This is a genomic window from Streptomyces deccanensis (assembly GCF_022385335.1).
Classification (GTDB): domain Bacteria; phylum Actinomycetota; class Actinomycetes; order Streptomycetales; family Streptomycetaceae; genus Streptomyces; species Streptomyces deccanensis.
Window position 1 is genome coordinate 6,247,120 of sequence record NZ_CP092431.1, and the last position, 19,661, is coordinate 6,266,780.

A 19,661-nucleotide genomic window follows, 5' to 3' on the forward strand; every position below is an offset into this window, starting at 1 on the left:
GGGGCCCGCACCGGTCAGTTGCCCGCCACCGACTTCACCGCCACCGACACCGGCGTGGAGCCGCTGATCAGCTCCAGGGTCAGGCCGGCGGTGGCGGGGGTGTCGAGGAGTTCGACGAGCGTCGCCGCCACGTCGTCGCGGGGGATCGGACCGCGTCCGGTGGACGCCTCCAGACGCACCAGGCCCGTGCCCGCGTCGTCGGTCAGCATGCCGGGCCGCAGGATCGTCCAGTCCAGGGCGTTCAGGCCGCGCACATACGCGTCGGCCTGGCCCTTCGCCCGCTGGTACACGTCGAAGACGTCGTCACCCTCGTGCTCCGGGTCCGCCCCCATCGACGAGACGACCAGGTGACGTCGTACGCCCGTCCGTACCGCGGCGTCCGCGAACAGGACCGCCGCCCCGCGGTCGACCGTGTCCTTGCGGGCCGTTCCACTGCCCGGACCGGCGCCCGCCGCGAACACGGCGGCGTCCGCGCCCTGCAGATGCGCGGCGACCTCCTCCACCGACGCCGACTCCAGATCGCACAGCACCGGTTCGGCACCGGCCGCGCGCAGATCGTCCCCCTGTTCGGCGCGGCGGATGATCCCCGCGACCTCGTCACCGCGCGCGGCGAGCAACCGCTCCAGCCGCAGCGCGATCTGACCATGACCTCCAGCGATGACAATGCGCATGTTTCCGACCGTACGCCCGACCCGACGCGTTTGCCGCGCAACCATTCAGCCGTCCCGAGTGTCTCAACCATGTTCGCCGTACCGGCGAGCACCGGACATCACGGGGGGACCCAACACCGTCATGCGTAAAGCCACGCCCACGACCGTCGTACGTACGTCCATGAAGCGCGCATCTGTCGCGGGGGCGCCCGTGGCCCGCCGGGCCTTCACCGGGGTCGGCTGCGCCGCGGCCGTGCTCGTCACGGTGGCCGCCTGCGGCACCGTGCAGAACCTGACCGCCGGCCAGAAGATCGACAACGCCGTCGAACAGCTGGGTGAGCAGAAGTCGCTGGCCTTCGGCATGCGGCTCGACGCCGACCCGGACGACCTCGTCGCGCTCCTGGGTGAGGACAGCGAGGAAGTGCCGCCGGAGATGGCGGAGTTCTTCACCGGACTGCGCGTCGACGTGTCGGTCAGGTCGAAGAAGCCGCTGGACAAGTCCGGTGAGAAGGACATCACCGGCATGGGCATGAAGATCGCGGGCGAGGACGGCGTGTTCGCCGAGTACCGGCTCGTCGGCGACTACACGTACTACCGCGCCGACATGCAGGCCATGGGCGACGCGATGGGCATGCCCTTCCCGACGGCCGACGAACTCGACGAACTCCCGGAGAGCGAGCAGCACTTGCGGCCGCTCCTGGAGGGCGACTGGGTCAAGGTCAACACGGCCGACCTCCAGGAGGCCGCCGAGGACGCGGGCGCCGGTTCCGGCGCGGGCGGCTCCGACGAACTCGACGCCAAGACCCAGAAGAAGATCCTCGACGCCGTCCGCGGGGTCGTCGCCCGTGAGGTCGACTTCAAGACCAAGAGCGGCGAGGACGGCACCGAGGTCATCACCGCCAAGGCCAACTTCCGCGACCTGCTCACCGGCATCCTCGACAAGCTCCAGCCCCTCAAGGGCGACCTGCCGCCGGGTGCCGAACTGCCGACGGGCGAGGACGTGAAGGACGCCCCGAACAAGAAGGTCGCGGTCGACTTCACCCTCAAGAACGGCGACCTCACCCGCATCGAGACCGACCTCGCGGTCCTCGCCGAGGACGCGAAGGGCGCCAAGGCCCCCCTCGTCCTCACCTTCGGCAAGGCCGACGACATCAGCGCGCCCAAGGGCGCCTCCGAGATCCCGGTCGAGGAATTCGGCGGCCCGTTCGGCAGCGGCATGTTCAGCGTCTGACCGGCAGCGGCATGGTCGGCAGGTGACCGACAGCGGCATGGTCGGCGTCTGACCGACAGCGGCGTGTTCAGCGCCTGACCCGCCGCGGAATGAGCGGCGCCGGACCGGCGCCGGCCGTGCGGCACGCGCGCGTGGAGCACCAGAAACCCACGCGCGCGTGCCGGCCCGGCCATCCGCACGCGGGCATGCACACAGGCCACGGCCATACGCACCCGCGTGCGCCCACCCGTCCAGACTCACGCCCGCGTACCGGCCCGGCCATTCCCACGCGGACGTGCACCGGGCCAAGTCCATACGCACCCGCGTGCGCCCCCCGTCCAAACGCACCCCCGCGTGCCCGCCCGCTTCAACCTCACGCGACCCACCCGCGCGTGCCCGCACGCCCCCGTGCGCCTCTCACCACGGCCCCCCAGCCCCCACACCGCCCCCCCAACACACACCCAGCCCGCCCCTCAGGACGGCTCCCCCCGCCCCTGTCGAGGCAGGTCCAGCGCCGTGCCGGTCGCCGAGCCGCAGTACTCCCGTACCGCGCTGGTGCGCGCCACGACGCGCCCCCGGTGCACGACGATCCGGCTGTACGCCAGGGACAGGACCCCCGCGAGCCGCGCACCCCGCACTGCCAGCAGCTCGGCGGGGAAACCGGCCTCGACGCGCACCTCGGGCAGCCCGAGGGCGGCACGCGCGGCCCCGCTGACGGTGTCGTACGCCTCCTCGGGCCGCAGCCCGTACCGGGAGGCCAGCAGGTACGCCGCCTCCAGCGGGTCCCCGCGGCCGACCGGGTTCGACACGTCCCGCAGCGCCCCGCTGCCCGCCGCCACGCGCACCCCGGCCGCGCGCAGCAGCCGTACGGGCGCGGTGCCCCGGCGGTCCACGGTGCCGCAGCCGCCCTGGGGGAGGCAGACGACGGTCACCCCGGCCGCCGCGAGCTGGTCGGCGGCGCGGGCGGCGGCCAGGGAGGGCAGGCGGGCCAGACCGCCGCACGGGCCGAGCGTCACCCCGGGCCGCAGACCGCCCGCCATGGCCGCGAGCCGCGCGAGCCGGGCCGGGTCGTCGCCGTCGGTGTGCAGGTCGACCGGGCAGTCGTGCTCGGAGGCGATCTCCAGGACCGCCTCCACGTACCCGGTGGGGTCGGGGTCCAGGTCCGGACAGCCGCCGACCACGGAGGCGCCCATCTTCACCGCGTCCCGCAGGATCGCGAGCCCGTCCGCTCCGGCCACGCCGGTCAGCACCCGGGGCATCGCCACCGTCGTCACCTCGACGAGGCCACGCAGCGCCCGCCCCGCCCGGAGCACGGCCGCCAGCGCACCGAGCCCCTGCACGCCGCCCACGTGGACGTGCGAGCGCAAGGCCGTGGCGCCGTGCCCGAGTTGCAGCAGCGCGGCCTCGGTGGCCCGCCGCTGGACGTCCGCGTCGTCGTACGGGACGGGCCCCTCGAAGTCGGCCGACAGGGCCGTGTCGCCGTGCGCGTGCGGTTCGACGGGGGCCGGCAGCAGCAGATGGCCGCCGAGGTCCACCCGAGTGGCGGACGCGCCGGACGCGGCGGGCCCGGGGCTCAGGCTGCCCGCCGTGCCGACCGCCTCGATCCGCCCGCCGCCCAGCCGGACGTCCACCACCCGGCCGTCGGTCAGTCGCGCCCCGCACAGCAGCAGGGCGCCGGCCTCGTCCGGGCCCGAGGGCGGGCCGGAGGAGGAGGGGGACGGCTGCGGCTGGCTGTCGGGCATCGCGCTCCTGGGGCTACAAGATCACGCAGAGTGAGTCGAGCCTAGGCGGGCCGCCCGCCGTCGTCGCGGAGGAGCGCAATAGTCGTACCGGTGCGGTTCACCTGCCGGGAGACGGGCCGGGCGGACGGCGGGAACGGCCGGCGGGACTGCCGGGAGGGCCGGGAACGGTGGTGTGCGTGAGGCCCGTGCGGCCTGTGGAAACGGGACGGACGACGGCCCCCGGCGGCGCCGTGGAGCGCCGTGGACGACCTGTGGACGGCCCATGGACGGCCCCTGGACGGCCCATGGATACGGGCCGGGAAACGGATTTGGGCGATCGGCGGTGGGGCGTGTAATGTCTTCATCGCTCGCCCCAATAGCTCAGTCGGCAGAGCGTCTCCATGGTAAGGAGAAGGTCTACGGTTCGATTCCGTATTGGGGCTCTGGTGTGAAAGGTTCCCGTCGCGAGGCGGGATCCGATCGCATCACAGCGGTGTAGCTCAGTCGGTAGAGCAAGCGGCTCATAATCGCTGTGTCACCGGTTCAAGTCCGGTCACCGCTACTGACAGTAGCCGATTGCGGGGTCGGTCCTTCGATCGGCTACTCTTCTATGCGTTAAACCCTGTCCCATCCGTTCGTCAAGGAGCACTCACGTGGCTGCCACCGACGTCCGCCCGAAGATCACGCTGGCCTGCGTGGAGTGCAAGGAGCGGAACTACATCACCAAGAAGAACCGGCGTAACAACCCGGACCGACTGGAGATGAAGAAGCACTGCCCGCGTTGCAACGCGCACACCGCGCACCGCGAAACGCGATAAATCAGGCTCGTACACGAGGCCGTCCCCGAGTGATCGGGGGCGGCCTCGCGTCGTTACATCGATCAGTACCGGCCAGTACCCGCCGGTGCCGGCAGTACCGCCGTATCCGCAGCAACCAGGAGGTGCCGAGCCCATGGCGCTCGACCAGTCCTTCGTGGGGCGTACCTACCCGCCCACCGACCCCTACGAGGTCGGCCGGGAGAAGATCCGCGAGTTCGCGGAGGCCGTGGGAGACACCAACCCCGCCTACACGGACCCCGAAGCGGCCAAGGCGCTCGGGTACGCCGATGTGATCGCCCCGCCTACCTTCGTGTTCTCCATCACCTTCAAGGCGGCGGGACAGGTCGTCCAGGACCCCCAGCTGGGCCTCGACTACAGCCGGGTCGTGCACGGCGACCAGAAGTTCGCCCACAAGCGCCCGGTGCGCGCCGGCGACCGCCTCACCGTCACCTCGACCATCGAGTCGATCAAGTCCCTGGCGGGCAACGACGTCCTGGACATCCGCGGCGAGGTCCACGACGAGTCCGGCGAACACGTCGTGACCGCCTGGACCAAGCTCGTGGCCCGCGCGGCCGAGGAGGCGTGAGAACCCGATGACCGCGAAGATCTCCTACGACGACGTCGAGGTCGGCACCGAGCTGCCCGCCCAGAGCTTCGGCGTGACCCGTGCCACCCTCGTCCGCTACGCGGGCGCCTCCGGCGACTTCAACCCCATCCACTGGAACGAGAAGTTCGCCAAGGAGGTCGGCCTCCCCGACGTCATCGCGCACGGCATGTTCACCATGGCCGAGGCGATCCGCGTCGTCACCGACTGGACCGGCGACCCGGGCGCGGTCGTCGAGTACGGTGTCCGCTTCACCAGGCCCGTCGTCGTCCCCAACGACGACGAGGGCGCCACCATCGAGGTCAGCGCCAAGGTCGGCGCCAAGCTCGACGACAACACCGTCCGCGTCGACCTCACCGCCATGAGCGGCGGTCAGAAGGTCCTCGGCATGTCCCGGGCGGTCGTACGACTGGCCTGACGGCCCAGCGGCGCGGCCGCACCCCTACGGTCCCCCGCCCCTCCCGGGTGCGGGGGTCTCGTACTCTTGAGCCCGTGCAGGAACTCCACGACGCCCCCCTCGCCCCGCTGACCACCTTCCGGCTGGGCGGGCCCGCGCGACGGCTGATCACCGCGACCACCGACGACGAGGTCGTCGCCGCCGTCCGCGAGGCCGACGACACCGGTACGCCGCTGCTGCTCATCGGCGGCGGCTCCAACCTGGTGATCGGGGACCAGGGCTTCGCCGGAACCGCGCTGGTCATCGCCACGAAGGGCTTCGCGCTCGACGGGACACGGCTGGAGCTGGCCGCCGGCGAGGTGTGGACCGACGCGGTCGCCCGGACCGTCGAGGCCGGGCTCGCCGGGATCGAATGCCTGGCCGGCATCCCCGGCTCCGCGGGCGCCACCCCGATCCAGAACGTCGGCGCGTACGGTCAGGAGGTCGCCTCCACCCTCACCGAGGTCCTCGCCTACGACCGCCGCACCCGCGAGACGATCACCGTCCCGAACACCGAGTGCGCCTTCTCGTACCGCCACAGCCGCTTCAAGGACGAGCCCGAGCGGTACGTCGTCCTGCGGGTCCGGTTCGAACTGGAGGACGCGGGCGGCCTGTCGGGGCCGATCAAGTACGCCGAGACGGCCCGCGCGCTCGGCGTCGAACCCGGCGACCGGGTGCCCCTCGCCGACGCCCGCGAGACCGTGCTGAAGCTGCGCGCCGGGAAGGGCATGGTGCTCGACCCCGAGGACCACGACACCTGGTCCGCCGGATCGTTCTTCACCAACCCGATCCTCACCGACGAGCAGTTCGCCGCGTTCCACGCGCGCGTGCGCGAACGCCTCGGGGACGACGTCACCCCGCCCGCCTACGCCGCCGGCGACGGCCACACCAAGACCTCCGCCGCCTGGCTCATCGACAAGGCCGGCTTCACCAAGGGCTATGGCACCGGCCCCGCCCGGATCTCCACCAAGCACACCCTGGCCCTCACCAACCGGGGCGCCGCCACCACCGAGGACCTGCTCGCCCTGGCCCGCGAGGTCGTCGCCGGAGTCCGGGACGCCTTCGGGATCACCCTGGTCAACGAGCCGGTGACGGTCGGCGTCAGCCTCTGAGCGGAGCCGCTAGCCGGCCGGGCGGGTGAGCCAGTCGTCCACCCCGGCCAGCAGCTTGGCGCGCTCCTTCTCCGGGGCCGCCGACGCCCGGATCGACTGCCGGGCCAGCTCCGCCAACTCCTCGTCCGTGAAGCCGTGGTGGTGGCGGGCGATCTCGTACTGGGCCGCGAGGCGCGAGCCGAACAGGAGCGGGTCGTCCGCGCCGAGCGCCAGCGGCACACCGGCCTCGAACAGCGTCCGCAGCGGGACGTCCTGGTGTTTCTCGTAGACACCGAGCGCGACGTTCGAGGCCGGGCACACCTCACAGGTGATCTGGCGGTCCGCCAGCCGCTTCAGCAGCCGCGGATCCTCCGCCGCGCGCACCCCGTGCCCGATCCGGGACGCGTGCAGATCGTCCAGGCAGTCCCGCACCGACGACGGCCCGGTCAGCTCCCCACCGTGCGGCGCCGACAGCAGGCCCCCCTCACGGGCGATCGCGAACGCCCGGTCGAAGTCCCGCGCCATGCCCCGGCGTTCGTCGTTGGAGAGCCCGAACCCGACCACACCGCGATCCGCGTACCGCACCGCGAGCCGGGCCAGCGTGCGCGCGTCCAGCGGGTGCTTCATCCGGTTCGCCGCCACCAGCACCCGCATCCCGAGCCCGGTCTCCCGCGCCGTCGTGTCGACCGCGTCCAGGATGACCTCCAGCGCCGGGATCAGCCCGCCCAGCCGGGGCGCGTACGACGTCGGGTCCACCTGGATCTCCAGCCAGCCCGAACCGTCCCGCACATCCTCCTCCGCGGCCTCCCGCACCAGCCGCTGGATGTCGTCGGGCTCTCTGACGCACGAGCGCGCCGCGTCGTAGAGCCGCTGGAACCGGAACCACCCTCGCTCGTCCGTCGCCCGCAGCTTCGGCGGTTCCCCGCTGGTCAGCGCCTCCGTCAGCGCGTCGGGCAGGCGGACCCCGTACTTGTCGGCGAGCTCCAGCACGGTCGTGGGCCGCATCGACCCGGTGAAGTGCAGATGCAGATGGGCCTTGGGCAGTTCAGAGAGATCACGTACACGCTCCATCGCCCGATCCTGCCGCACGCCCGTGCCGTCCCGGAAGCGGAATCCTCGAACGTGGTCTTGCTCGCACAAATGAAGAGGGGACCACATCCGGAAATCCGTATGTGGTCCCCTCCGCGGGCTCAGGACCTCAGTCCGTCGCCTCCGCCAGCAGCTTCTGGATGCGGGAGACGCCCTCGACGAGATCCTCGTCACCCAGGGCGTACGACAGACGCAGATAGCCGGGGGTGCCGAAGGCCTCGCCGGGAACGACCGCGACCTCGGCCTCCTCCAGGATCAGCGCGGCCAGCTCGACCGTGTCCTGGGGGCGCTTGCCGCGGATCTCCTTGCCGATCAGCTCCTTCACCGACGGGTAGGCGTAGAACGCGCCCTCGGGCTCCGGGCAGAACACACCGTCGATCTCGTTGAGCATCCGCACGATCGTCTTGCGGCGGCGGTCGAAGGCCTCCTTCATCTTCTCGACGGCCGACAGGTCGCCGGAGACGGCGGCCAGCGCGGCCACCTGCGCCACGTTGGAGACGTTCGACGTGGCGTGCGACTGGAGGTTGGTCGCGGCCTTGACGACGTCCTTGGGGCCGATGACCCAGCCCACGCGCCAGCCGGTCATCGCGTACGTCTTCGCGACACCGTTGACCACGATGGTCTTGTCGGCCAGCTCGGGGACGACCACGGGCAGCGAGTGGAACTCGGCGTCGCCGTAGACCAGGTGCTCGTAGATCTCGTCGGTCAGGACCCACAGGCCCTTCTCGGCGGCCCAGCGGCCGATCTCCTCGACCTGCGCGCGCGTGTAGACGGCGCCGGTCGGGTTGGAGGGGGAGACGAAGAGGAGCACCTTCGTGTTCTCGGTGCGGGCCGCCTCCAACTGCTCGACGGAGACCCGGTACCCCGTGGTCTCGTCGGCGACGACCTCGACCGGGACACCGCCGGCGAGACGGATCGACTCCGGGTACGTCGTCCAGTACGGCGCCGGGACGATGACCTCGTCGCCCGGGTCGAGGATCGCGGCGAACGCCTCGTAGATGGCCTGCTTGCCGCCGTTGGTGACGAGGACCTGCGACGCGTCGACCTCGTAGCCGGAGTCGCGCAGGGTCTTCGCGGCGATCGCGGCCTTCAGCTCGGGCAGACCACCGGCCGGCGTGTAGCGGTGGTACTTCGGGTTCTTGCAGGCCTCGACGGCCGCCTCGACGATGTAGTCCGGGGTCGGGAAGTCGGGCTCACCGGCGCCGAAGCCGATCACCGGGCGCCCGGCGGCCTTGAGGGCCTTGGCCTTGGCGTCCACGGCGAGGGTGGCGGACTCGGAGATCGCGCCGACGCGCGCGGAGACCCGGCGCTCGGTGGGAGGGGTTGCAGCGCTCATGGCCCCCATCGTTTCAGACAGGAAACGCGCCGGGCACGCGGGTTTCACAGACTGAACAGCAACGGAACAACCGTCCGTATCCGCGGCCGGAAACAGTCGATCTTCGAGGAGCAACGCCCCTGCGGACGCTTTCTGTTCGACGACAGGCCTCGGACCACGTATGCTCTCTCCTCGTTGGCCTTCACCGGCCGCGCCCTCCAGGTGCACACCGAGCACTCGGTCGGATGCGGTACGTTGGGGGAGAACCGCAAAGGGTCGTAGCTCAATTGGTAGAGCACTGGTCTCCAAAACCAGCGGTTGGGGGTTCAAGTCCCTCCGGCCCTGCTACACACTCCTCACGCCAGGATGTGTGCGCATGTACGTACAGCAATGTTCCGCCGTGCGGCTCAGACCGGGCGCGGCACGGCCACGACCGGACCGGAATCAGGTGAGGATGAATGACGGACGCCGTGGGCTCCATCGACACGCCTGATGCCCAGGACGAGGTGCCCGAGGACAAGAAGAAGACCCGCAAGGGCGGCAAGCGCGCCAAGAAGGGCCCGCTGAAGCGCCTCGCGCTCTTCTACCGCCAGATCGTCGCGGAGCTGCGGAAGGTCGTCTGGCCGACCCGCTCCCAGCTGACGACCTACACCACGGTGGTCATCGTCTTCGTCGTCATCATGATCGGTCTTGTTACTGTGATTGACTTCGGCCTCGACAAGGCCGCCAAGTACGTCTTCGGCTGAGCCGAGAGCGAAGGGCGCCGTTACCTGGCGCCCCTTTCGCGTGTTCCACCCCCATGATCCAGGAAGAAGCAGCCACGTGTCTGACCCGAACCTGAAGGACGCCATGGAGCCTCGCGGTGAAGGTGCCGAGTCCGTGGACGACGAACTCGACATCGTCGAGGGCGCGGACTCCGAGGACGGCGTCGACGAGTTCGAGACTGCCGAGGCCGAGGCGGGGGAGCCGGCCGAGGAAGAGGCCCTGCACGTCGAGGACGACTCCGACGACGCGGACGCCGACGAGGACGAGGACGAGGCGGCCGACGAGGCCGTCGAGGAGGAGACCGAGCCGGTCGACCCCGTCGAGGCCCTCCGTGAGGAACTGCGCACCCTGCCCGGCGAGTGGTACGTGATCCACACCTACGCCGGTTACGAGAACCGTGTGAAGACCAACCTCGAGCAGCGCGCCGTCTCGCTGAACGTCGAGGACTTCATCTTCCAGGCCGAGGTGCCGCAGGAAGAGGTCGCGCAGATCAAGAACGGCGAGCGCAAGACGATCCGCCAGAACAAGCTCCCCGGCTACGTCCTCGTCCGCATGGACCTGACGAACGAGTCCTGGGGCGTCGTCCGCAACACCCCCGGCGTCACCGGCTTCGTGGGCAACGCCTACGACCCGTACCCGCTGACCCTGGACGAGATCGTCAAGATGCTCGCGCCGGAGGCCGAGGAGAAGGCCGCCCGTGAGGCCGCCGAGGCCGAGGGCAAGCCGGCGCCCGCCCGCAAGGTCGAGGTCCAGGTGCTGGACTTCGAGGTCGGCGACTCGGTCACCGTCACCGACGGCCCGTTCGCCACGCTGCAGGCGACCATCAACGAGATCAACGCGGACTCGAAGAAGGTCAAGGGCCTCGTGGAGATCTTCGGCCGCGAGACCCCGGTCGAGCTGTCGTTCGACCAGATCCAGAAGAACTGAGCCCTACGGGACTGAGTTCATCGGAGCGTCGTAACCCACGCTTCCGACCAGGTCAGGCGAGCTGTCCGCAGCTTGTCTGACCTGCTCGGTTTTTAGCCGCGCATCTATACCCGCTATCGTTGTGCGGTATGCCTTCATCTGGCCGCGAACCGGATGAGGGCGCACTCGAATCGAAAGGACCCGGAGAGCTATGCCTCCCAAGAAGAAGAAGGTCACGGGGCTCATCAAGCTCCAGATCAACGCCGGTGCGGCGAACCCCGCCCCGCCGGTCGGCCCCGCGCTCGGTCAGCACGGCGTCAACATCATGGAGTTCTGCAAGGCCTACAACGCCGCGACCGAGTCGCAGCGTGGCTGGGTGATCCCGGTGGAGATCACGGTCTACGAGGACCGCTCCTTCACCTTCGTCACCAAGACGCCGCCGGCCGCGAAGATGATCCTCAAGGCCGCGGGTGTCGAGAAGGGCTCCGGCGAGCCGCACAAGACCAAGGTCGCCAAGATCACCGAGGCGCAGGTCCGTGAGATCGCCACGACCAAGCTTCCCGACCTGAACGCCAACGACCTGGACGCCGCGTCGAAGATCATCGCCGGCACGGCCCGTTCCATGGGCATCACGGTCGAGGGCTGAGCCCCACCTTCGTAGAACCATGCAGCTGCCGTAAGCAGGGGCAGCCGCACGTGGTAGGGCCTGCTCGGCCCGTACACCACGACTCCTTTCAGAACACACAGGAGCAGTTGTGAGCAAGCGCAGCAAGGCTCTCCGCGCTGCGGACGCCAAGGTCGACCGGGACAAGCTCTACGCCCCGCTCGAGGCCGTCCGTCTCGCCAAGGAGACCTCCACGTCCAAGTTCGACGGCACCGTCGAGGTCGCCTTCCGTCTGGGTGTCGACCCGCGCAAGGCCGACCAGATGGTTCGTGGCACCGTGAACCTCCCGCACGGCACCGGTAAGACCGCCCGGGTCCTGGTCTTCGCGACCGGTGACCGTGCCGAGGCCGCGACCGCCGCCGGCGCCGACATCGTCGGCTCCGACGAACTGATCGACGAGGTGGCGAAGGGCCGTCTGGACTTCGACGCCGTCGTCGCCACCCCGGACCTCATGGGCAAGGTCGGCCGCCTCGGCCGCGTGCTCGGTCCCCGTGGTCTCATGCCGAACCCCAAGACCGGCACCGTGACCCCGGACGTCGTGAAGGCCGTCAACGACATCAAGGGCGGCAAGATCGAGTTCCGCGTCGACAAGCACTCGAACCTGCACTTCATCATCGGCAAGACGTCGTTCGACGACACCAAGCTGGTGGAGAACTACGCCGCGGCGCTGGAGGAGATCCTCCGTCTGAAGCCGTCGGCCGCGAAGGGTCGCTACATCAAGAAGGCCGCGATCAGCACCACGATCGGCCCCGGCATTCCGGTCGACTCCAACCGCACCCGCAACCTCCTCGTCGAGGAGGACCCGGCCGCCGTCTGAGCCTGACGCTCACCGGCAGCCGCGTCGCGGACGCACAGTCCGAGGACGAGCCCCGCACCTTTCGAGGTGCGGGGCTCGTCCCTTTTCGGCATACGGGCATACGGGCCCTGTGCGGGTCTTTCCGGCGTACGGGTGGGCATACGCGCGTGAATGTGCTGCCCTGGTGTGCGGAGCACGGTGAATCTCCCTGGGGGGTGGGGACGGATGACCAGGACTACCACGCGTCGCCGTACGGCTGTGTCGTTCGCGGTGGTGGCCGCGCTGACGGGGGTGGTGGCCTGCGGCTCCCCGGACTCGGGCGAGGACGGCGGGGGCGATCCGTTCGCGGCGCTGAAGCTCGCCGACGCGTCGACCCGCGACGCCGACTCGTCGAGGATCGAGTCCACCGGCGACCTGGGCGAGCTGATGTCCATAAAGGCGGACGGCGAGGTCGACTGGGCCGACGGCCTCGACGGCACCATGACCATCACCTACACCGGCGGCCAGGCGGCCGACCAGATGCGCCGGCTGGGCATCACCTCGACCGAGGCCCGGTATCTGCCCGACGCCTACTACGCGGACATGGGCGACCTGTTCGCCGGGCAGTACGGCGGCAAGCGGTGGATCAGGTACGCGTACGAGGACCTGGACGAGATGATCGGCGGGGCTTCCGGCGCCTATGTGCGGGAGCACTTCAAGAGCGTCACGCCGAACCAGTCCGTCCGGCTCCTGCTGGCCTCAGGCGATGTCGAGAAGGTCGGCGAGGAGGACGTGCGCGGGCAGTCGACCACGCACTACGCGGGCACCGTCAGCGTCGCCGACCTCCAGGAGCGGAACGCGAACCTCGGCGAGGAGAAGCGGGCCGAACTGGAGGAACAGCTCGGGGCGGCCGGCATCACCACCGTCGACATCGACCTCTGGATCGACGAGGACGACCTGCTCGTCAAGAAGGTCGAGAAGGCCGCCACCGCGAACGGCACGGTGAACTCCACGGTCCACTACAGCGACTACGGCGTCGACGTCTCCACCGAGGAGCCGTCGGCCGCCGAGACGGTCGACTACAAGGACCTGATGAGGACCCTGCCGACGAGCTGAATTCGGGGGACAGCCACGACCGGGCGGCGCTAGTGTCCAGCCGTCCCACAGAGGTGGGTCGTGAGGGACCAGGGGGACACATGAGGATTGTCGCGCACGGCTCCGCAGGCTCCGTGCATCGCCGCAGAGCGGTCGGGATCGCCGTCGTGGCCGCGCTGCTCGGCGGGGCCACCGGCTGCGGCACGGAGGCGCAGGCCGAGGCGGAGCCGAAGACGCCCGCCGAGGCCGTGGCCCGGGCCGCCGAGCGGACCACGGAGGTCGCGTCGCTGCGGTACCGGGTGACCGGCACCCTGCCGGAGCACGGGAAGATGCGGGTCGAGGCGGCGATGACCGCACGGCCGACCGCGATGCGCATGGATGTGACCGGGCTGGGCGCGAGCGAGGGCGAGCCCATGGACCTGCGGTTCGCCGACGGGGTGCTCTACGCCGAGGGGGACCCGGCCGCCATCGGCGCCCCGGCGGACAAGGAGTGGATCAGCGTCGGGCCGGCCGTGTGGGGGCGGGGCGGCGCGGAGAACAACACGTACCGCGTCCTGCCCACCGTGTTGGAGGCGAGCCCTCTCGCGCAGTCCACACTCCTGACCGGTGCGAAGAAGGTCCGCGAGGTCGGTACCGGGACGGTCGACGGAAGCGGGACCACGCACTACCGGGGAACGGTCACCTGGGACGGCCTGCGGGACGCCCAGGCAGCCGCCCGGGACAAGGCGACCCGGAAGCTGCGGACGACCAGCCTCGACCAGTTCATGATGCTGGACATCGAGGAGACGCTCACCATGGACCTGTGGGTCGACGACGACGGCCGGGCCAAGCGGTACCGGCTCCGGGGGGAGACCGAGGCCCTGAAGGACGGGCGGATGGTCGACACGGGCCCGCTCGACCTGACCGTCACCCTTCTTGACTTCGATCGGCCGGTGACCGTCGAGACCCCGCCGGCCGAGGACACCGTCGACCTCGCCGAGCGGGTGGACGGGGCGGGAGAGGGCTGAGTGCCGCCGCCCTCAGGGAGCGGATTTGCTTGACACGTCGTATGTCATCTAACCTTCCGGAGAAGCCAAAGACCGCTGGTCGTTGCCGTGCGCTCGTGAGAGGGCGCGGTGGCCGAAGGATCCGCTGAACAGTGGACGACCCGCGCAGGTGACTGTGGAAGTTGCTCCTGGTCCGGTTCCGTGATCGTACGGAATTCGTCCGGTCGAGCTACGCCCCGTGCGCCTGCGCCGGGGCGTTTCGTTCGTTCTCGGCCCCTTCCGAGCGGTCCTCATCACCCGGAAGGAGGCCGACGCTCTATGGCAAGGCCCGACAAGGCTGCCGCGGTGGCCGAGCTCACGGAGCAGTTCCGTAGCTCGAACGCCGCCGTGCTGACCGAGTACCGGGGTCTCACCGTGGCGCAGCTCAAGAACCTGCGCCGTTCGCTCGGTGAAGACGCCCAGTACGCCGTGGTGAAGAACACGCTGACCAAGATCGCGGCCAACGAGGCCGGGATCTCGACGCTCGACGACCTGTTCAACGGTCCGACGGCGGTTGCCTTCATCACCGGTGACCCGGTGACGTCGGCGAAGGGTCTTCGTGACTTCGCCAAGGACAACCCGAACCTCGTCATCAAGGGCGGTGTCCTTGACGGCAAGGCGCTGTCCGCCGACGAGATCAAGAAGCTTGCGGACCTCGAGTCCCGCGAGGTTCTGCTCGCCAAGCTGGCGGGCGCCTTCAAGGGCAAGCAGACCCAGGCTGCTCAGGTCTTCCAGGCGCTCCCGTCGAAGCTCGTCCGCACCGTGGACGCGCTTCGTGCCAAGCAGGCCGAGCAGGGCGGTGCCGAGTAATTCGGCTCGCGCATTGATCCGCGCCGCCTGAGGCGCGGGTCGTAGCGGGCCGTAAGTACGCCCGCCGTTTCGATACATCCGGCACCTGCCGACATTAGTGGAAGGATCGCCCATCATGGCGAAGCTCAGCCAGGAAGACCTGCTCGCGCAGTTCGAGGAGATGACCCTCATCGAGCTCTCCGAGTTCGTGAAGGCCTTCGAGGAGAAGTTCGACGTCACCGCCGCCGCGGCCGTCGCCGTCGCGGGCCCGGCCCAGGGTGGCCCCGCCGCCCCGGTCGAGGAGGAGAAGGACGAGTTCGACGTCATCCTCACCGGTGCCGGCGACAAGAAGATCCAGGTCATCAAGGTCGTGCGTGAGCTGACCTCCCTGGGTCTGAAGGAGGCCAAGGACCTCGTGGACGGCGCCCCGAAGCCCGTTCTCGAGAAGGTCGCCAAGGACGCCGCCGAGAAGGCCGCCGAGTCCCTCAAGGGCGCCGGCGCCTCCGTCGAGGTCAAGTAAGGCCCACGGGTCCGCACCGGACCCGCTGCTCGCGCACGGCCCCCGACGTGGGGCTGTAACGCGGACGCACTGAAAGGCGATCACCCATGTGGGTGGTCGCCTTTCGGCGTTCGGGGACGTCGAGTGACGGCTGCCTTGCACTGTCGGTGGCGGCGAGTATGGTGATCTTCGTCGTGCCTCCGAGCACCCCTGGTGACCGGCCGCGAGTGACGATCGCAGCATCTGGTTCGGGCATGGGGGGCCTTGACGAACTGCACGCAGCGCGCAATTCTCAGGACGCGTCGTCACACGGATCCGAACTCCGAGGCATGGATCGACGGCGAAGAGGGCAGTATCGATGTGCATCGAGGGCGTGGCTTGCCGCAGGCGTTGAGGAACAACGAGGGTTTCCGAGGGTCCGTAAACCCGCACTGGACATCAGTGGGCCAACTGGCTACACTGACCCTTTGCGCTGCCTGTTAGCTGCCTCCTGCCCGTCACCAGGGGCATGCCCTCGCTCGAGCACCGACGATTGAACGTCCCTCAACTGGGGCTTTCCATCTCCGCGCCCGGTCGAGGGGGCCGGTACGCGCGTAGTGAGTCCGAGCCCTCGGAAGGACCCCCTCTTGGCCGCCTCGCGCAACGCCTCGACCGCGAATACGAACAACGGCGCCAGCACCGCCCCGCTGCGCATCTCTTTTGCAAAGATCAAGGAGCCTCTCGAGGTTCCCAACCTGCTCGCGCTGCAGACCGAGAGCTTTGACTGGCTGCTCGGGAACACCGCCTGGCAGAGTCGGGTCGAGGAGGCCCTGGAGAACGGACAGGACGTCCCCACCAAGTCCGGTCTGGAGGAGATCTTCGAGGAGATCTCCCCGATCGAGGACTTCTCCGGGTCGATGTCGCTGACGTTCCGCGACCACCGCTTCGAGCCGCCGAAGAACAGCATCGACGAGTGCAAGGACCGCGACTTCACGTACGCGGCCCCGCTCTTCGTCACCGCCGAGTTCACCAACAACGAGACCGGCGAGATCAAGTCCCAGACGGTCTTCATGGGCGACTTCCCGCTCATGACCCACAAGGGCACCTTCGTGATCAACGGCACCGAGCGTGTCGTCGTGTCGCAGCTGGTCCGCTCGCCCGGTGTCTACTTCGACTCCTCCATCGACAAGACCTCCGACAAGGACATCTTCTCCGCCAAGATCATCCCGTCCCGGGGTGCCTGGCTGGAGATGGAGATCGACAAGCGCGACATGGTCGGTGTGCGTATCGACCGCAAGCGCAAGCAGTCCGTGACCGTCCTCCTCAAGGCACTCGGCTGGACCACCGAGCAGATCCTGGAGGAGTTCGGCGAGTACGAGTCCATGCGCGCCACCCTGGAGAAGGACCACACCCAGGGGCAGGACGACGCGCTGCTCGACATCTACCGCAAGCTGCGTCCGGGCGAGCCCCCCACGCGTGAGGCCGCGCAGACGCTGCTCGAGAACCTCTACTTCAACCCCAAGCGCTACGACCTCGCGAAGGTCGGCCGCTACAAGGTCAACAAGAAGCTGGGTGCGGAGGCGCCGCTCGACGCGGGCGTCCTGACCGTCGAGGACGTCATCTCGACGATCAAGTACCTGGTGAAGCTGCACGCGGGCGAGACCGAGACGGCCGCGGACAACGGCCAGACGATCGTCGTCGAGACCGACGACATCGACCACTTCGGCAACCGTCGTCTGCGTAGCGTCGGCGAGCTCATCCAGAACCAGGTCCGTACGGGTCTGGCGCGTATGGAGCGAGTCGTCCGCGAGCGCATGACGACCCAGGACGTCGAGGCGATCACGCCCCAGACCCTGATCAACATCCGGCCGGTCGTCGCCTCCATCAAGGAGTTCTTCGGCACCAGCCAGCTGTCGCAGTTCATGGACCAGAACAACCCGCTGTCGGGTCTGACGCACAAGCGTCGTCTCTCGGCGCTGGGTCCCGGTGGTCTGTCCCGTGAGCGGGCCGGCTTCGAGGTCCGTGACGTGCACCCCTCGCACTACGGCCGCATGTGCCCGATCGAGACGCCCGAAGGCCCGAACATCGGTCTGATCGGTTCGCTCGCCTCCTACGGCCGCGTCAACGCGTTCGGTTTCGTGGAGACGCCGTACCGCCGGGTCACCGACGGTGTCGTCACCGACGAGGTCGACTACCTGACGGCCGACGAAGAGGACCGCTTCGTCATCGCGCAGGCCAACGCCACGCTCGACGAGGGCATGCGCTTCACCGAGAACCGCGTCCTGGTCCGCCGCCGTGGCGGCGAGGTCGACTACGTCCCCGGTGACGACGTCGACTACATGGACGTCTCGCCGCGCCAGATGGTGTCGGTCGCGACCGCCATGATCCCCTTCCTGGAGCACGACGACGCCAACCGTGCCCTCATGGGCGCGAACATGATGCGTCAGGCCGTGCCGCTCATCAAGAGCGAGTCCCCGCTCGTCGGCACCGGCATGGAGTACCGCTCCGCCGTCGACGCCGGCGACGTGGTCAAGGCCGAGAAGGCGGGTGTGGTCCAGGAGGTCTCCGCGGACTACATCACCACCACCAACGACGACGGCACGTACATCACGTACCGCCTGGCCAAGTTCGCCCGCTCCAACCAGGGCACCTCGGTCAACCAGAAGGTCATCGTCAACGAGGGCGACCGGATCATCGAGGGCCAGGTCCTGGCCGACGGTCCGGCCACCGAGAACGGCGAGATGGCCCTCGGCAAGAACCTGCTCGTGGCGTTCATGCCGTGGGAGGGTCACAACTACGAGGACGCGATCATCCTGTCGCAGCGCCTCGTGCAGGACGACGTCCTCTCCTCGATCCACATCGAGGAGCACGAGGTCGACGCCCGTGACACCAAGCTCGGCCCCGAGGAGATCACCCGGGACATCCCGAACGTCTCCGAGGAGGTCCTCGCCGACCTCGACGAGCGCGGCATCATCCGCATCGGTGCCGAGGTCGTCGCCGGCGACATCCTCGTCGGCAAGGTCACGCCCAAGGGTGAGACCGAGCTGACCCCCGAGGAGCGCCTGCTTCGCGCGATCTTCGGTGAGAAGGCCCGTGAGGTCCGTGACACCTCGCTGAAGGTGCCGCACGGCGAGATCGGCAAGGTCATCGGCGTCCGCGTCTTCGACCGTGAGGAGGGCGACGAGCTGCCGCCGGGCGTGAACCAGCTGGTTCGTGTCTACGTGGCGCAGAAGCGCAAGATCACGGACGGTGACAAGCTCGCCGGCCGCCACGGCAACAAGGGTGTCATCTCCAAGATCCTGCCGATCGAGGACATGCCGTTCCTGGAGGACGGCACCCCGGTCGACATCATCCTCAACCCGCTGGGTGTGCCGTCCCGAATGAACCCGGGACAGGTGCTGGAGATCCACCTCGGCTGGCTCGCCAGCCGCGGCTGGGACGTCTCCGGCCTCGGCGAGGACTGGGCGAAGCGTCTGCAGGCCATCGGCGCCGACTCCGTCGCCCCCGGCACCAACGTCGCGACCCCGGTCTTCGACGGTGCCCGTGAGGACGAGCTGGCCGGCCTGCTCCAGCACACCATCCCGAACCGCGACGGCGAGCGCATGGTGCAGCCGACCGGTAAGGCGAGGCTGTTCGACGGCCGCTCCGGTGAGCCGTTCCCGGACCCGATCTCGATCGGGTACATGTACATCCTGAAGCTCCACCACCTGGTCGACGACAAGCTGCACGCCCGGTCGACCGGTCCGTACTCGATGATCACCCAGCAGCCGCTGGGTGGTAAGGCCCAGTTCGGTGGCCAGCGCTTCGGTGAGATGGAGGTGTGGGCGCTGGAGGCTTATGGCGCCGCGTACGCCCTCCAGGAGCTGCTGACCATCAAGTCCGACGACGTCACCGGCCGCGTGAAGGTCTACGAGGCCATCGTCAAGGGCGAGAACATTCCCGAGCCCGGCATCCCCGAGTCCTTCAAGGTTCTCATCAAGGAGATGCAGTCCCTGTGCCTCAACGTGGAGGTGCTGTCCTCGGACGGCATGTCCATCGAGATGCGCGACACCGACGAGGACGTCTTCCGCGCTGCGGAGGAGCTTGGCATCGACCTGTCCCGGCGCGAGCCGAGCAGCGTCGAAGAGGTCTGACGGGAGTTCGGACGGGCTCAGCCTTCTGAGCCCGTCCGGCCCCAGGACCCCCGTATCAGACCCCATGACTTACAACCCTGAGAGGGATTGACGCATA

The 19,661-nt window shown here is 69.2% G+C and carries 18 protein-coding genes and 3 tRNA genes; 17 read left to right on the top strand and 4 right to left on the bottom strand.

Annotated features, from left to right (window positions below; all coding sequences use genetic code 11):
• Positions 1–14: 14 nt before the first annotated feature.
• Entirely contained in the window at positions 15–671 is a 657-nt protein-coding gene (locus L3078_RS27905; protein WP_239756702.1) for an SDR family oxidoreductase, read from the bottom strand.
• Between the two features lie 160 nt (positions 672–831).
• On the opposite strand from L3078_RS27905, the gene L3078_RS27910 reads away from it, so the two are divergent.
• The gene (locus L3078_RS27910) at positions 832–1,881 is read left to right on the top strand and encodes a hypothetical protein (RefSeq protein WP_239756703.1); all 1,050 of its coding nucleotides are present in this window, start codon (positions 832–834) and stop codon (positions 1,879–1,881) included.
• 452 nt (positions 1,882–2,333) lie between these two features.
• Here the strand turns inward: L3078_RS27910 and L3078_RS27915 are convergent, their stop codons facing one another.
• A complete protein-coding gene (locus L3078_RS27915; RefSeq protein WP_239756704.1) occupies positions 2,334–3,602 on the bottom strand; it encodes an amidohydrolase family protein in 1,269 nt (422 codons plus the stop codon).
• A 349-nt stretch (positions 3,603–3,951) separates the two neighbouring features.
• On the opposite strand from L3078_RS27915, the gene L3078_RS27920 reads away from it, so the two are divergent.
• The 6 genes from L3078_RS27920 (at position 3,952) to L3078_RS27945 (ending at position 6,551) form a co-directional block, all read left to right on the top strand.
• Positions 3,952–4,024 (top strand) — tRNA-Thr (locus L3078_RS27920).
• A 46-nt stretch (positions 4,025–4,070) separates the two neighbouring features.
• A tRNA-Met gene (locus L3078_RS27925) sits at positions 4,071–4,143 on the top strand.
• Between the two features lie 91 nt (positions 4,144–4,234).
• A complete protein-coding gene (gene rpmG / locus L3078_RS27930) occupies positions 4,235–4,399 on the top strand; it encodes a 50S ribosomal protein L33 (protein ID WP_003948671.1) in 165 nt (54 codons plus the stop codon).
• Positions 4,400–4,532: 133 nt separating this feature from the next.
• Positions 4,533–4,985: a MaoC family dehydratase N-terminal domain-containing protein gene (locus L3078_RS27935; RefSeq protein WP_239756705.1), complete on the top strand. Its 453-nt coding sequence runs from the start codon at positions 4,533–4,535 to the stop codon at positions 4,983–4,985.
• 7 nt (positions 4,986–4,992) lie between these two features.
• The gene (locus tag L3078_RS27940; protein WP_239756706.1) at positions 4,993–5,421 is read left to right on the top strand and encodes a MaoC family dehydratase; all 429 of its coding nucleotides are present in this window, start codon (positions 4,993–4,995) and stop codon (positions 5,419–5,421) included.
• Positions 5,422–5,495: 74 nt separating this feature from the next.
• Positions 5,496–6,551 (top strand): UDP-N-acetylmuramate dehydrogenase, encoded by a 1,056-nt coding sequence (locus L3078_RS27945; RefSeq protein ID WP_239756707.1) that lies wholly within the window; start codon positions 5,496–5,498, stop codon positions 6,549–6,551.
• Positions 6,552–6,560: 9 nt separating this feature from the next.
• Here the strand turns inward: L3078_RS27945 and L3078_RS27950 are convergent, their stop codons facing one another.
• Complete coding sequence (locus L3078_RS27950) at positions 6,561–7,601, bottom strand: adenosine deaminase (RefSeq protein WP_239756708.1); 1,041 nt, start codon at positions 7,599–7,601, stop codon at positions 6,561–6,563.
• Between the two features lie 127 nt (positions 7,602–7,728).
• Complete coding sequence (locus tag L3078_RS27955; RefSeq protein ID WP_239756709.1) at positions 7,729–8,955, bottom strand: pyridoxal phosphate-dependent aminotransferase; 1,227 nt, start codon at positions 8,953–8,955, stop codon at positions 7,729–7,731.
• A gap of 251 nt (positions 8,956–9,206) precedes the next feature.
• Here L3078_RS27955 and L3078_RS27960 point away from each other — a divergent pair.
• The 10 genes from L3078_RS27960 (at position 9,207) to rpoB (ending at position 19,564) form a co-directional block, all read left to right on the top strand.
• Positions 9,207–9,279: transfer RNA gene (locus tag L3078_RS27960), tRNA-Trp, on the top strand.
• Positions 9,280–9,392: 113 nt separating this feature from the next.
• Positions 9,393–9,680 carry a preprotein translocase subunit SecE gene (secE, locus tag L3078_RS27965; protein ID WP_033528314.1) on the top strand — a complete coding sequence of 96 codons (288 nt, stop codon included), beginning with the start codon at positions 9,393–9,395 and terminating at the stop codon, positions 9,678–9,680.
• A 76-nt stretch (positions 9,681–9,756) separates the two neighbouring features.
• The gene (gene nusG / locus L3078_RS27970) at positions 9,757–10,626 is read left to right on the top strand and encodes a transcription termination/antitermination protein NusG (protein ID WP_192333379.1); all 870 of its coding nucleotides are present in this window, start codon (positions 9,757–9,759) and stop codon (positions 10,624–10,626) included.
• Positions 10,627–10,816: 190 nt separating this feature from the next.
• Complete coding sequence (rplK, locus tag L3078_RS27975; protein ID WP_005481290.1) at positions 10,817–11,251, top strand: 50S ribosomal protein L11; 435 nt, start codon at positions 10,817–10,819, stop codon at positions 11,249–11,251.
• 109 nt (positions 11,252–11,360) lie between these two features.
• Positions 11,361–12,086, top strand: a complete 726-nt coding sequence (gene rplA / locus L3078_RS27980) for a 50S ribosomal protein L1 (RefSeq protein ID WP_184904681.1) — start codon at positions 11,361–11,363, stop codon at positions 12,084–12,086.
• A gap of 204 nt (positions 12,087–12,290) precedes the next feature.
• Positions 12,291–13,160, top strand: a complete 870-nt coding sequence (locus L3078_RS27985; RefSeq protein WP_239756710.1) for an SCO4651 family lipoprotein — start codon at positions 12,291–12,293, stop codon at positions 13,158–13,160.
• 80 nt (positions 13,161–13,240) lie between these two features.
• Positions 13,241–14,146, top strand: a complete 906-nt coding sequence (locus tag L3078_RS27990; RefSeq protein WP_239756711.1) for an SCO4651 family lipoprotein — start codon at positions 13,241–13,243, stop codon at positions 14,144–14,146.
• Positions 14,147–14,443: 297 nt separating this feature from the next.
• Entirely contained in the window at positions 14,444–14,974 is a 531-nt protein-coding gene (gene rplJ, locus L3078_RS27995) for a 50S ribosomal protein L10 (RefSeq protein ID WP_239756712.1), read from the top strand.
• Positions 14,975–15,089: 115 nt separating this feature from the next.
• Positions 15,090–15,473: a 50S ribosomal protein L7/L12 gene (gene rplL, locus L3078_RS28000; protein WP_030039747.1), complete on the top strand. Its 384-nt coding sequence runs from the start codon at positions 15,090–15,092 to the stop codon at positions 15,471–15,473.
• 605 nt (positions 15,474–16,078) lie between these two features.
• A complete protein-coding gene (rpoB, locus tag L3078_RS28005; RefSeq protein ID WP_239756713.1) occupies positions 16,079–19,564 on the top strand; it encodes a DNA-directed RNA polymerase subunit beta in 3,486 nt (1,161 codons plus the stop codon).
• The last annotated feature ends 97 nt before the right edge of the window (positions 19,565–19,661 follow it).

What these genes read in the sequence shown, in the direction of transcription:
- L3078_RS27915 (WP_239756704.1), bottom strand. Translation starts at nt 3,602, where the DNA reads ATGCCCGACAGCCAGCCGCAGCCGTCCCCCTCCTCCTCCGGCCCGCCC.
- L3078_RS27935 (WP_239756705.1), top strand. Translation starts at nt 4,533, where the DNA reads ATGGCGCTCGACCAGTCCTTCGTGGGGCGTACCTACCCGCCCACCGAC.
- L3078_RS27905 (WP_239756702.1), bottom strand. Translation starts at nt 671, where the DNA reads ATGCGCATTGTCATCGCTGGAGGTCATGGTCAGATCGCGCTGCGGCTG.
- L3078_RS27910 (WP_239756703.1), top strand. Translation starts at nt 832, where the DNA reads ATGAAGCGCGCATCTGTCGCGGGGGCGCCCGTGGCCCGCCGGGCCTTC.
- L3078_RS27955 (WP_239756709.1), bottom strand. Translation starts at nt 8,955, where the DNA reads ATGAGCGCTGCAACCCCTCCCACCGAGCGCCGGGTCTCCGCGCGCGTC.
- rplK (WP_005481290.1), top strand. Translation starts at nt 10,817, where the DNA reads ATGCCTCCCAAGAAGAAGAAGGTCACGGGGCTCATCAAGCTCCAGATC.
- rplL (WP_030039747.1), top strand. Translation starts at nt 15,090, where the DNA reads ATGGCGAAGCTCAGCCAGGAAGACCTGCTCGCGCAGTTCGAGGAGATG.
- rplJ (WP_239756712.1), top strand. Translation starts at nt 14,444, where the DNA reads ATGGCAAGGCCCGACAAGGCTGCCGCGGTGGCCGAGCTCACGGAGCAG.
- L3078_RS27940 (WP_239756706.1), top strand. Translation starts at nt 4,993, where the DNA reads ATGACCGCGAAGATCTCCTACGACGACGTCGAGGTCGGCACCGAGCTG.
- L3078_RS27990 (WP_239756711.1), top strand. Translation starts at nt 13,241, where the DNA reads ATGAGGATTGTCGCGCACGGCTCCGCAGGCTCCGTGCATCGCCGCAGA.
- L3078_RS27985 (WP_239756710.1), top strand. Translation starts at nt 12,291, where the DNA reads ATGACCAGGACTACCACGCGTCGCCGTACGGCTGTGTCGTTCGCGGTG.
- L3078_RS27950 (WP_239756708.1), bottom strand. Translation starts at nt 7,601, where the DNA reads ATGGAGCGTGTACGTGATCTCTCTGAACTGCCCAAGGCCCATCTGCAT.
- secE (WP_033528314.1), top strand. Translation starts at nt 9,393, where the DNA reads ATGACGGACGCCGTGGGCTCCATCGACACGCCTGATGCCCAGGACGAG.